Raw genomic sequence first — 11420 nt, 5'->3', positions numbered from 1 at the left:
TACTAATTGGAGGCAGCACCATCGTCGGCATGCTGGTTAAAGAAACGACATACTGCCACCGTTTCTTCGATGGCTTGTGGAAAGCGCGCTTCTGGCGAGAGTGAATAATCGATGCCAATAACCGTGCACCCGCTATAATGGGCCAACAGCCGCATAATACGGTCGTGCGTATCCAGATTACCCAAAATAAAGCCACCGCCATGCAGGTAAAATAATACTGGCGCTGGCTTGCAAGCAGGATAATAGAGACGTACACCGACTTCACCATAGTCTGTCGTCACCGTGTCAGAAACTGTCTTCGCCATTTCCGGCCCCTGCTCATTCCAATATTTTCGCTCATCAATATAGTTCTGACGCTGGCTGGGGTAGTCTAATGCAGCTGTAGTGTTTCCTCCATTCTGCTGTTGAAACTGTAATACTGCGCGCATCTCATCGCCGATCCGCTCAAGAACATGCACTTTATTTTTCGGATCCATCATTTCCTCCTGTTAGGTTGGCATTATTTTATTCCTTCTTGACTGCCAGTCTGTGAGCTACCCCTTATCTGATAATGACCGCAAAAAATAAAGCCATCAAAAAACAATACAAAAAGCATGGTTACCAAACGAAGGGTTAGGTATATTAAAACCTCCTTTGGGAAAACGGTATATCACACGCAAACTGAGCCCTTCCATTGGATAAAGGAAGGCGTAATTAAGAGTATTGTTAATTAAATTAACCACTCTGGTTAAGTTGGGGGATAATATGTGTGCGGAATATGTTCAAGAACCGTTATATTTGGCTGTGGCTCGTTGGGTCATGCACCAACGGCGCTGGGTCAGCTCACGTGAAATTGCCAATCAGTTCGAGCTGGCCCCCTGTAAAGCGATCAATATCGTCTCTTATATTCTGGCCGACGTGGCCGAGATCACCTGCCAGACCAAGACAGTACCCAACCAGCTTGAAGGGCGTGGCTGCCAGTGTCAGCGCCTACTGCAAGTCAAGCATATTGACGAACTGATCGCCGAGCGCATTCAAAATGCTATCAATAACGACAGTGAAACCAGCGAAGAAAGCGCTCTGGAAACGGGGCCACGGGTGGCAATACGCATGCCACCTTCAGAGCTGAATCAACAACAAAAATGGCAGTGGATGCTCTCCAAGGCGCAACGTAAATAGCCCTTGCCCGCCATATTAGCCAGCTAGCAAAGCGCAGGTTATTGGTAGCAGTGCTGTTACATTCGTCTAGCGGGACCGGTAGATTGCAACTGACCTCACAAGTGGTGTGCCTACTTGGGGGAAGGGAGCTTTTCTTGCCAATAAGGGATTTATCACATGAGTTCTGCACCACAAAACACTACCTCACCGGCGTTTATTCTCGCCTCCTGGGCTGCCCTGCTGGGCGGTTTTGCCGTGTTCCTGCTGGGCCTATGGAACGCCGAAATGGAGCTGAATGAAAAAGGTTACTACTTTGCCGTGCTGATCCTCGGCCTGTTTAGCGCCATCACCATCCAGAAAACGGTGCGGGACCAGCAGGATGGGCTGCCGGTAACCCATATCTACATCATCACCTGTTGGGTTGCCTTTGCCATCGCTGTCGGCCTGCTATGTATTGGCCTGTGGAATGCCAAACTGCTGCTGAGCGAAAAGGGCTTCTACGGTGTTTCCTTCTTTTTGAGCCTGTTCGGTGCCATTGCCGTGCAGAAAAACACCCGCGATATGGCCAACAAGCGCCGTGCCGATGGGGATGATAATGAAGAAACGGGCTCGCAGTTCCCTGCCGAATAAGGTTTAACAGGGGGCTTCCTGGCCCCCTTTTCTCTCCGGTTATACTTTTGCCAACGTCTGACCTCAGGCCAGTGCTTTAGCCTTCAGCTGCTGGTATTCACTTTCGGTGATCACACCGTCATCCCACAGTTTTTTGGCATCAGCGATTTGCTCGGCTGGGGATTTACCGGCGACACCACGAATATACTCGTTGGTGGCAGAGACGGATTTCTGAACCTGAGCACGATGCCGCTCCGCCATGCCCTTGCCACGAGTAATCAGATACACCAGCGAGGTAAACAACGGAATGAACAACAGGAACACAATCCATACCGCCTTATAAAAACCGCTCAGTTGATGATCGCGGAACAGGTCAGAGACAACCTGGAACAGAATAAACAGATAGGCGATAAAGAAGAAGAACGAGAATGTGGTAACCAGGATATCCCACAGGGTGAGTAGATGATAAGTCATTGGTGCTCCTTATGGTCCAGTAAAGCAGGATAAAACAGCCTTGCCCCAGAACAACGGTGTAAGCACCTTAAGTATATGTCGGACTTCCATTTTTTCCAGGTTGAGAGGGAAATAGGGCGATCGAGTTGCCGCCCCTCACCTTGACCCTCTCCCACAGGGAGAGGGGACCGTATGTGCTATCCATTGACTCCTGAATCTGACCTTAGTGCTGCGCCCGTACGTAGTACCACATGACCTGCCACGACGCTGAACTAGCTCCCTCTCCCTGTGGGAGAGGGTTGGGGTGGGGAAATGCCACGACTATCAGCCTTTCACGTTACGCCAGTGACCATGCAGGCTGACATCATCGACAATTTCCTGCACGGTCAGCTTTGCCTCAATATCGTTGAAGAAATCGGTAGTCTCGATCTCGGTCTTATCATTCAGCCCGGCGATCACCGTGAGCTGGCTCGATGGATAGACCTCATGCACACGAGTTTGCAGCTCGTCCAGCATCGCATCACGGGCTTTCTCAGACAGATTGTTGAACAGATTGTTATCAACTTTTATATGAATATTCATCTTGCAATACCTCTGGCAATGGGCGTGAAGTGACTCCTTAGATGATAGGCCGGTGTGCAACTTTTGGGTAATGTAAATTTATCGCGCCACACACCCATCTTTTATTCTGACAAATGGGAGATTTATTACACATTACACTATTAAAAAACCTATGGGAGATTATATTAAAGTCAAATAGTCCACTCGCAGGAGCGACTAGCATTGTTATTCCAACCTCACAGACAACCTCTTCGGTAAATGCTGGATATTATCAGTCTTCACCTGTAACATCTTTATAAATACAAAATAGGATTACTCCTATAAAATTACTTTTAGATGAATGTTTAACAAACTTTCAAAGCCTTTTTAGGCGTTAAAAACGGTAGGTAAGAATATTATTCTATTTAATCCTGACTCTGGATTCTTTTCGGCGAAAAATATAGGAGTTTTCTTTGGTACAGCGTAAATTTCTCACCCTGACAGAAGTCCGCAACCTGATGAGTGCTGCCAGAAAGACACCCACTGGAGTACGGGATAGCTGCCTGATCCTGCTGGCGTTCCGCCATGGATTACGTATCAGCGAGTTGCTGAGCCTGCGCTTTCGCGATCTTGAAATGCTCGAAGGAAGGATAAATATACGTCGTCTTAAAAATGGCTTCTCTACCGTCCATCCTCTGATGAATGACGAATGCGAGGCCATTATGGAGTGGCGACAGATCAGGGCCAAATGGAAACCAGGAGCCAACCCGGACATTATCTTTATTTCTCAACGAGGAACCCAGTTATCGCGTGGCCAGGCCTGGCGCATCATCCGCCAGGCGGGTGAACTGGCGGGTACGGTCATCAACACCCATCCCCATATGCTGCGCCATGCCTGTGGCTATGAACTGGCGGAGAGAGGTGCCGATACCCGCCTGATCCAGGATTATCTGGGGCACCGCAATATTCGCCACACGGTGCGCTATACCGCCAGTAATGCGGCACGCTTTGCCGGTATCTGGGAAGCCAATAAACGGGAAAATGGCTGACGGAGCCTCGCGCTTATGCCGTAAACCCGATTCTAATTCTGCCGGAGATCGCCGTAGTCAGCGATCTCCGCATCTCACGGTAAACAAGGCGCGGCTATTGGTTAAAACAGGCATAAAGCTCCACTTCACTATCAATGCCAAGTTTTCCCATCATGTTACGTTTATGCGCACTCACCGTCTTGACACTGCGGGATATCTTTTTCGCTATCTGCGTAATACTGAAGCCCTCCTGCAATAAGCTATAAACCTTTATTTCCGAACGGGAGAAAGGCCGGGTATCGGCATTGAACACGCTAATTTCCCGTTCACTACGCAGCGACGGGCTGATAACCACATTACCAGCCAACACTCGGTCGACCTGGTTAATTAGCTGACGAATATCTTCAGATAAAGCAATATAGGATGCGCCTGGCAGATATCCTAGGCAATCCATCACCTGGTTACCTGGCACATCGGTCATAATCAGTAACGGTTTTTCCTGGCGGATCGATTGTACAAATGACAGCAGTTTCGCGCCCATGGTGATATTTTCATTCAGGCCATAGAGCTCACTGACGATCAGATCGATATCAGACAAATCGTCATTAAATACCACATCATAGATAGCGTGCGCCGGTACGATCTCCGCTTCTGGCAGTCTACGCCTGAATAGCTGATACAAACCATGCCAGGTAACGATGCAGGGATGCATAATCATTATTTTTTTCATCGCGTCTCACCACTCAGTCTGTTTATCTTGTTTAAATAAACCAGCCTACCAGCCAGCAGATAGAGCTCCTCATTGGTTGTCATCTGCAATTTTCTAATGATCGATTTCTTTTGCGTGCTGATGGTGCGTATATCTTTGCCCGTCACATTGGCAATGGCCGTGGCACTTCGCCCACGCAGCAGGGCCAATGCAATAAGCCTTTCCTGTTTGCCTAATAAAGTGGCACTTCTTGGGGGGTTGTCAGCCTGTTCGTTACCTAAGCACTGGGTGATTTGATAGAGGTTAACTGGATCGATTAATACCGTATCCACCCCGAAAGCGTGGAGAAGTTGCACCATCCATGCCATATCATGCGGTAACCAGATCACCGAGTTGGTTGTCGCATGATAGCTGGCAATATCGGATAGCAGAGACAGTAACGACAGATAGTCAGTGCCACGAGATAGCGAACTGAACAAGATCACATCAGGTTTAAATTCATGGATTTTATGTCTGGCGTCGGTCAGGTTGCTGACCCGGCAAAAACTTAACTCCGTGTTGCCAGCGTCACCCAGCAACCGTTGCAGCCCGATCCAATTGATCCTCGATGGCTCGACCACCAGAATTCGTTTGCCGTTTTCCGCTGCCGCATGCTCGGTTTGCTGATGATTTATCTGCTGCATTTTCCCTCCAGGCTTGAGGTCACGTTAACCAACACATTCATGGATACAAAAAGGTCACGCCAACCACTGACTTGACGTTACCGGCGACGACCTGGCCGGTGGTTCGCGCATAGTTCGCGGTCAAACCTAAACTGATGGCCGAACTACCAACGGTACCCAGTGCAACGTTCTTGTTGGTCGCAATAGCGCCATTGCGGTTGGTAATCTGAATGCCCACACCCTGAGCCACAGGCGCAGAAGCGGTATTGGTAAAAATCGTGTTTGCGGTATCCGTCGTCGGCCCGGTCAGGTAATAGGCCAGGTTCTGGTTCTGGGCGCAGCGAACTGTCAGCGGTATCGCCACGGTTCCCGGATATTCTGGCAGAGTCACGCTGACATCACGGGAAGAGACATCGCACCCCCCTGTTGGCACTATCACACTGTTATTCGCATACAGATTCCAGGTAAAAGTCGCCGTATGGACGTTACCTCCACCAATAATATCCGAGCCAACCTGATACATAACCAAAGAGGCAAAGAGCGTACCGCTGTTGATGACTACGCCACCAGCAGCAGAAATCGGCGTAAGATAAAGCTGCGTGTTCCATCCGGCATATGCCCCAGAGGTAAAGTTTTGGCTGGCAGTAGCCGAATTGAGCGGAAATGGGTAACTCGAGCCGTAATATTTTAGCGAGCCACTAAAATTACTCAGCACCCCGCCATAGGCTGAGCCTCTCAACATACTGACCAAATCGTTTCTTATGGTGGGGTTGTCATTTTTACACTTGATAGAACTAAATAGATCGACGACCAAGTTCTGGCCGACAGCCACAGATGGTTGCAGATTCACATAAACATTGGCCGTCGCTGTTCCTGAGGCACTGTTTAAAGTATTACCCGTCGAGTCATAACAGGTAAAGGCAAATGAACTAGCAGAATAACCGGCCAGCAATGCAAAAAATAGGGATGACCTCATAACTCGTCGCAGCATATGAACTCTTTTCAGGTTACTGTCTTTCATTATTTCTCCTTGCTCAGGCATAGGTATAAGTCACATTAATTACCGCCTGAATGCTCCCCTGCGTCACATTACCGCTAGGCGTGATGGCTCTTACCTGCAACTCCAGGCTGGCGCCCAGTGACGCGTCATGTACCGCCACGACTTTGGTACTGCCGTTGGGCAGATTGACCCCGCTGCTGTCGGCCAGTTGCAGCGCAATGTTGCGGGCCGCGCCCTGGTTGGCGTAATAACTGCGGGTGCTATCGGCCGTGCCGGAAAAGGTCGCGGTCACCTTGGATGTCCCCACCGGGCAGTTGGTGAGGTTCAACGTCACCGAATGCCATGGCGAAGTCGCCCCCGCCGCCAGCAGGTTGAAGGTATACAAATCGCCCAGCTCTACCGTGGTAGACACAGTGGACACCGTGCAGGGTTTGGCCACCACCTTGCCATTGACGGTGATGGTGACATCCGCCGCTTGTGCCAGAGGGAGTACCATCATCAGTAACCACCCGGCGATCGGCCCCAGCTTGCTTATGTTCATAACCCGCATCTCCGTCTCCGGTTACTGAAATTCCAGGGTAAAGTTTGCCGTCGCGCTGACCTGCCCGGCAGTGACCGGTGTACGGGTCGCCATCAAGCGTGCATAGAAATACAGCGTATTGGATTGCCCTGCGGTGAGCGTTGACCAGTTCAGCCCGCTCGATACCTCATTGAGTGCAATCGCATTACCGCTGTTGTCGAGGATTTGTATTCCCATCCCCGCCGCCGCACCGGCCCCGCTGTCTATTTTCAGCAGACTGAGGTTGTCGTTGTCTGCCCCGCCGGTGAAGCCCGTTTTCACCGCGATCGCCGCACCGCCGCACTTATCAAGCACGATGCTGAACGGCACCATCGGCGTCGTCGCCCCTACCCGAAACAGCTGCTTGGCCGCATTACTCATCAGATCCACCACGAAACTTTGTGAACCCGGCGCGATGGAGCAGGCGTTGTCCTTAACGTAGCCATTAATGGTAATGGTGCTATCCGCAGCCTGGGTTTCCCCGGCGCTCAACAGCGCCAGCAGACCCAGGATATAAAGTTGTTTTCTCATTGCTCGCCTCTCCCGCCCGGCGTCATCGGCATGCTGCCGTTAGATAGCTCAGTGCCCGCTGCTGACTTTCCGGCGGCAGTTGGTAACTCGCCACGCACCGGCCACCTGCACCTTCGCCCCATTTGGCTTTCACCTCACCGCGTAATGGCAACCCGGTCAGATACACCTGCCCACCGTCAGCGACAATGCTGCCAGAGCGGCCATTATCGAATGACACCACCGAGCCGAATGGCAACGGCTGTCCGTTATAGGTCAGCGTCATCAGCACCTTCAGCCCGACATGGGTTTTAAAATCGGCCAGCACTACTGCACCGTGATTCGGCACCACGCTGACCACCGCCTCATCCAGTTCGACGTTGTTTGCCAGCGTATTAGGATTCAACGCGACGCGGTTCTCCCGGTAATCCATGGCAAACGGCAGTACGGCATAGCCACGCCCGTCGGTACGTATCCTGCTCTGGTTTTCCACCGACACATTGCCCGCCCCCGGCGCTTTGACCAGGATCAGGGTGTCGTTCAGCGGTTGGCTCAGGGTGATGCCGTTCTCATGCGCCAGCACGCCGCCGCTCAGTCCGTAATACAGCTGGTTGGAACCGCTGCTGCGGCTGTACCCCACGTTGGCGTTGCCCGACGCCCCGCGATACGTCAGCGATGCGTTCCCGGTGCCGCCTGATGTCCCCACGCCGCCTCCGGCGTAACCGGCCTGCACGTTGTAGCTCAGGTTGTTATCCTCCAGTAACGTGCCGTACACCCCGGCCTGATTGGTCATCCTGCCGCTCAGATCGTCAGACATGCTGTAGCTGACGCTGGAGCGGCTGAAAGCAGACTGGCTGTCGGAACGCAGCCAATGGCTGAACGGGATGCTGATGTTGAAGGCCAGCATATTGTCGCGTCCGTCCTGCCAGGCATTTTTGGTCAGGCTGTAACTGAGGGTGTAAGTGATATCCTCCAACGTACCGCTGTAACCGGCCTGCAGTTGTTCATCCGCCTTGCCGATCCCCCAATATGTCTGGTGGCTACCAGTCAGATATAAGGTTGCATTGTCCGCCACCTGCTGGGTCACCGTTACCTGCAACCGGCCACGCTTGTTGTAGGCCAGATTGTAGTAATCGGTGAGCTTTGGCGTGAGCTGGACAATCCCTTCGTCGGTGGCCGCGCTGTAGCCGCTCATCTGGCCCCAGGTGGTGTCAGCCAGGCTGTAATAGCCACTGGTGGAATAGCGATAACCGAGCAGTTGCAGGTTGGTGCCCAACTCATTCAAGGCTTTGTTATAAAGGAAGCGCAGTGACTGCCCCTGATGGGAGCTGTCATCCGGCAAGGTAGCGCGAGCCTGGGTGATATCGAGTGACACGGCACCGAAAATGCCCAGATCTTTAGCCACCCCGAGGTTGAACGCCCGATAGCGATTGGCTAGCTGGGTGCCGCCGGATAGCGTCCAGCCATCGGCCAGCCCCCACATCAGCGTGCCCTGGCCAAAGGTGGGTTGCTCCTGCTGATCGTTGCCGCTGCGATACTGCCCCACCGTCACCGCATATCTCACATGCCCTTGGCGCAGCAACCCTGGAACCGAGGTATAGGGCACGGTAAATACCTGGGCCGTGCCGTCGGCCTCCTGAATGCTGACCTGCAAATCGCCGCCGTTGCCGGATCCGGAAAGATCGTCGATGGTGAAGGGACCTGGCGGCACCGTCGCCTGGTATATCTCGAACCCATTCTGCTTGATCGTGACTCTGGCGGTGCCACGGGCAATACCGTGGATCACGGGAGCAAAACCCCGCTGGCTGTCTGGCAACATGTTGTCATCCGTCGCCACCTGCACACCGCGGAAGTTAACGCCATCAAAAATGTCCCCTGAGCTATAGCTATCACCCAGCGTCAACCGACTCTGCAGAGACGCAATATCGCGCTGCAAATAGGTATTAACGTGCTGCCAGCGGTTTTGATTGGCGCTCGATCCGCCGCCGCTGCTGTAACTCCAGGTGGTATTATCCCGCAGCCGCCAGGCGCCCAGATTCACGCCGCTCTGTAAGTTCAGGAAGGCGTAATTGCTGGTGCTCGATTGCTGGTTACGGACATTACTACCGGTGAAGCTGTAATTGAGTAGCCCGGCGGTGATGCCGTTTTGCCACTGGTCGGGAGGTATATAGCCACGGGCAAGATTGCCCATATAGGCCTGAGGAATGCTGATAGACAGACGCTGCCGCCCGACATCAAAGTCCGTGGAGGCCTCTTTGATCATCGTGGTCAAGGGGACGCAGGCTTCTGCTGCCAATACGGCCATGCCCGGCACCGAGCGGGTGTTGACGCCCATCGCGGCGAGCTGACTGCGGGTCAGACAAGGCACCAAGGCCTGGTGATCGTTATCGGGCTTGAAAGAGACATCCCGGGTCGACATAAACCCGTCATTCATATAAATGTCGACACGGTAGACACCCGGAGGGGCTTCCAGTCCCTTTTCAAATCCAGACAGATCGGCCACTTTCGCCGGATCGTCGGAAAGAAAACGCGGGTTGAAGTAGTTTTCCGCTCGCGCCGATGCATCGCCACATAACACCATTAGCATCATGGCCAATGGCGTTAATGTAAGCGTAAAGATGGAGGCACCCTGGTGGTTATCTTTTATCACTCTGCGACTTTCCGTGCCGTTTTTCAGGTATAGCATGATCCCTCCGGTTCGATACAGGTCGCCCGGCTGCCTGATTTATCTGGTTATAGCGTTATGAAATGGAGATGACGGCCTCAGGCCTTATTGCATCACACCCTTGAGTACCGGCGTCTGGGCACCGTAATCGTTGATCGTCCGATAGCTGATATTGCTGCCTGCATCGGCAGGGAGCGGCACGTTGGCCGACCCCATTGGCGACACCATGGTGTTGGCCAACAGCCGCGAGCCCGCATTGACCTCGCTCAAGGTGATGAAATAAGGGGTGGGATTGACGATCGTCAGCTCTTTGCCGCTACGTTTAAAGCGCAACTGCTCCGGTGCCTTGTCTGGCGCAACACTGAGCCCATTGGGGCGATAAAACAGTTTGATACGGCTGGTGATCGCCAATTGCAAGGTGTTTTCATCCTGGCGTGATTTATCCAGTGAGGGGATCGCTTTGACGTTGACCCAGAACAGGCTCTCCCGATCCTTCGGCAAACTCTGATTGGTCGCATCGATAATGCGCAGCGTGTTCTCTTTTTTTCCCTGCATCAAATATAACGGTGGCGTAATAATCAACCGGCCATCTTTTTGGCCTTCGGCGCTTTCCACCCAGGATTGGATCAGATAGGTGCTTTTTTCATCGTTATTGCTGACACCCAGAGTCACCTGCTTCTGATCGGCAGGATAGATCACTCGGGTCGCGCCCAGGCCGACTCCGGCATTTGCCACGCCCACATGGCCCGCTGCCAGCAGCAGCAGTCCGGACATCATCTTTCCAACCATCGTTGTTGTTCTCACATATACCTCGTCCATCAGGATCTGACTTCCATCACACTGCGCGGCCAAAACCTACTGATAAGTCAGCGCAAACCATGCCTGAGCGTTAGCCAAACCGTCATTCACCGGCTGCCCGGTAGCGCGATATTTCGCGACAAAATGCAGGATCACCGGCCCCTCCTGCAACGGTACCCAATACCGCGGTGCGGTATTAAGTGGAATAAATCGGCCTCTGTCGTCGAACAGCGCCACGGCGACACCCGAAGCGATACCTGGCCCTTCACCAATAGACAGCACCTGCGGATTACTGCTGTCTGCCATGCCATGGAACATCACGCCCACGTTGCGGCTGACCGCGGTAGTGCAGTTCTGCAGATGTAAATCAAAGGGGACTGGATCGGCCTCGTCGCCGGGCAAACGAAATCGGTCGGTGGTGATATGCCCCATCGATACCGTCAGGTTGCGATCGCCGGTGTCCACCGCACAGGTTTCAGCAATCACTTCGCCCTGAAAACGCATCAAGCCACCGAGCGGTTGTTCTTCCCAACTCTTGTCGGCTACGGCCTCTCCCCCCAACAACAGAGTTAGCAGTAGTCCCGCTCCCATTCTCCACATCGCACGCTCCTTGCCTCCGGTAGCTGAAAAACAGGCCTCCCTGGCCTGCAATCGTCATCCTTGATGAGCTCAATTCAGCTTACTGATACTGCACCTTGAAAGTGGCATCAGCGTTGGCAATACCGGCTGTTGCTGCGCCAGTTGCGATATAAC

Annotated in this window: 13 protein-coding genes and 2 pseudogenes; 3 read left to right on the top strand and 12 right to left on the bottom strand. The window is 52.8% G+C overall.

What is annotated here, in order from left to right:
- Positions 1 to 20: 20 nt before the first annotated feature.
- Positions 21 to 476, bottom strand: a pseudogene (locus U869_RS0100105) (alpha/beta hydrolase fold domain-containing protein); the annotation flags it as partial.
- A 268-nt stretch (positions 477 to 744) separates the two neighbouring features.
- Here U869_RS0100105 and caiF point away from each other — a divergent pair.
- Together caiF and yiaA are read left to right on the top strand one after the other, a co-directional pair.
- Positions 745 to 1158 carry a carnitine metabolism transcriptional regulator CaiF gene (caiF, locus tag U869_RS0100100; protein WP_025122490.1) on the top strand — a complete coding sequence of 138 codons (414 nt, stop codon included), beginning with the start codon at positions 745 to 747 and terminating at the stop codon, positions 1156 to 1158.
- 156 nt (positions 1159 to 1314) lie between these two features.
- Complete coding sequence (gene yiaA, locus U869_RS0100095; RefSeq protein ID WP_025122489.1) at positions 1315 to 1767, top strand: inner membrane protein YiaA; 453 nt, start codon at positions 1315 to 1317, stop codon at positions 1765 to 1767.
- 63 nt (positions 1768 to 1830) lie between these two features.
- Here the strand turns inward: yiaA and U869_RS0100090 are convergent, their stop codons facing one another.
- Both U869_RS0100090 and U869_RS0100085 read right to left on the bottom strand, forming a co-directional pair.
- Positions 1831 to 2220 (bottom strand): SHOCT domain-containing protein, encoded by a 390-nt coding sequence (locus U869_RS0100090; protein ID WP_025122488.1) that lies wholly within the window; start codon positions 2218 to 2220, stop codon positions 1831 to 1833.
- Positions 2221 to 2523: 303 nt separating this feature from the next.
- The gene (locus tag U869_RS0100085) at positions 2524 to 2781 is read right to left on the bottom strand and encodes a DinI-like family protein (RefSeq protein WP_025122487.1); all 258 of its coding nucleotides are present in this window, start codon (positions 2779 to 2781) and stop codon (positions 2524 to 2526) included.
- 431 nt (positions 2782 to 3212) lie between these two features.
- Between U869_RS0100085 and U869_RS0100080 the strand changes: the two genes are divergently transcribed.
- Complete coding sequence (locus U869_RS0100080) at positions 3213 to 3788, top strand: tyrosine-type DNA invertase (protein ID WP_025122486.1); 576 nt, start codon at positions 3213 to 3215, stop codon at positions 3786 to 3788.
- A gap of 94 nt (positions 3789 to 3882) precedes the next feature.
- Here U869_RS0100080 and U869_RS29930 read toward each other — a convergent pair whose 3' ends face one another.
- From U869_RS29930 to fimA, 9 genes and pseudogenes are all read right to left on the bottom strand, one after another.
- Positions 3883 to 4497 (bottom strand): helix-turn-helix transcriptional regulator, encoded by a 615-nt coding sequence (locus U869_RS29930; RefSeq protein WP_025122485.1) that lies wholly within the window; start codon positions 4495 to 4497, stop codon positions 3883 to 3885.
- The gene (locus U869_RS0100070; RefSeq protein WP_025122484.1) at positions 4494 to 5159 is read right to left on the bottom strand and encodes a response regulator transcription factor; all 666 of its coding nucleotides are present in this window, start codon (positions 5157 to 5159) and stop codon (positions 4494 to 4496) included. The genes U869_RS29930 and U869_RS0100070 overlap by 4 nt, the downstream gene beginning before the upstream one ends.
- A 37-nt stretch (positions 5160 to 5196) precedes the next feature.
- Complete coding sequence (locus U869_RS0100065) at positions 5197 to 6114, bottom strand: fimbrial protein (protein WP_369795082.1); 918 nt, start codon at positions 6112 to 6114, stop codon at positions 5197 to 5199.
- A gap of 58 nt (positions 6115 to 6172) precedes the next feature.
- Entirely contained in the window at positions 6173 to 6679 is a 507-nt protein-coding gene (locus U869_RS0100060; RefSeq protein WP_029988028.1) for a fimbrial protein, read from the bottom strand.
- Positions 6680 to 6700: 21 nt separating this feature from the next.
- On the bottom strand, positions 6701 to 7228 hold the full coding sequence (locus U869_RS0100055; RefSeq protein WP_025122481.1) for a fimbrial protein: 528 nt from the start codon (positions 7226 to 7228) through the stop codon (positions 6701 to 6703).
- Between the two features lie 22 nt (positions 7229 to 7250).
- Positions 7251 to 9890 carry a fimbrial biogenesis usher protein gene (locus tag U869_RS0100050; protein ID WP_025122480.1) on the bottom strand — a complete coding sequence of 880 codons (2640 nt, stop codon included), beginning with the start codon at positions 9888 to 9890 and terminating at the stop codon, positions 7251 to 7253.
- Between the two features lie 84 nt (positions 9891 to 9974).
- Positions 9975 to 10646: a fimbria/pilus periplasmic chaperone gene (locus tag U869_RS0100045; protein WP_071998182.1), complete on the bottom strand. Its 672-nt coding sequence runs from the start codon at positions 10644 to 10646 to the stop codon at positions 9975 to 9977.
- A gap of 78 nt (positions 10647 to 10724) precedes the next feature.
- Positions 10725 to 11267, bottom strand: coding sequence for a fimbrial protein (locus tag U869_RS0100040; protein WP_025122478.1), 543 nt, complete (start codon positions 11265 to 11267; stop codon positions 10725 to 10727).
- A gap of 79 nt (positions 11268 to 11346) precedes the next feature.
- A pseudogene (fimA, locus tag U869_RS31725) lies at positions 11347 to 11420 on the bottom strand (type 1 fimbrial protein subunit FimA); the annotation flags it as partial.

The sequence above is a fragment of the Serratia sp. H1w genome (assembly GCF_000633355.1).
In the GTDB taxonomy this organism is placed as follows: Bacteria; Pseudomonadota; Gammaproteobacteria; order Enterobacterales; family Enterobacteriaceae; genus Chania.
The sequence above is the reverse complement of the archived record's forward strand: the minus strand, read 5'-3'. Positions and strand labels throughout refer to the sequence as shown.

Coding starts and splice junctions, on each gene's coding strand:
- yiaA (WP_025122489.1), top strand. CDS start 1,315: ATGAGTTCTGCACCACAAAACACTACCTCACCGGCGTTTATTCTCGCC.
- U869_RS0100090 (WP_025122488.1), bottom strand. CDS start 2,220: ATGACTTATCATCTACTCACCCTGTGGGATATCCTGGTTACCACATTC.
- U869_RS0100070 (WP_025122484.1), bottom strand. CDS start 5,159: ATGCAGCAGATAAATCATCAGCAAACCGAGCATGCGGCAGCGGAAAAC.
- U869_RS29930 (WP_025122485.1), bottom strand. CDS start 4,497: ATGAAAAAAATAATGATTATGCATCCCTGCATCGTTACCTGGCATGGT.
- U869_RS0100065 (WP_369795082.1), bottom strand. CDS start 6,114: ATGAGGTCATCCCTATTTTTTGCATTGCTGGCCGGTTATTCTGCTAGT.
- U869_RS0100085 (WP_025122487.1), bottom strand. CDS start 2,781: ATGAATATTCATATAAAAGTTGATAACAATCTGTTCAACAATCTGTCT.
- U869_RS0100060 (WP_029988028.1), bottom strand. CDS start 6,679: ATGAACATAAGCAAGCTGGGGCCGATCGCCGGGTGGTTACTGATGATG.
- U869_RS0100055 (WP_025122481.1), bottom strand. CDS start 7,228: ATGAGAAAACAACTTTATATCCTGGGTCTGCTGGCGCTGTTGAGCGCC.
- U869_RS0100050 (WP_025122480.1), bottom strand. CDS start 9,890: ATGCTATACCTGAAAAACGGCACGGAAAGTCGCAGAGTGATAAAAGAT.
- U869_RS0100045 (WP_071998182.1), bottom strand. CDS start 10,646: ATGATGTCCGGACTGCTGCTGCTGGCAGCGGGCCATGTGGGCGTGGCA.
- caiF (WP_025122490.1), top strand. CDS start 745: ATGTGTGCGGAATATGTTCAAGAACCGTTATATTTGGCTGTGGCTCGT.
- U869_RS0100040 (WP_025122478.1), bottom strand. CDS start 11,267: ATGTGGAGAATGGGAGCGGGACTACTGCTAACTCTGTTGTTGGGGGGA.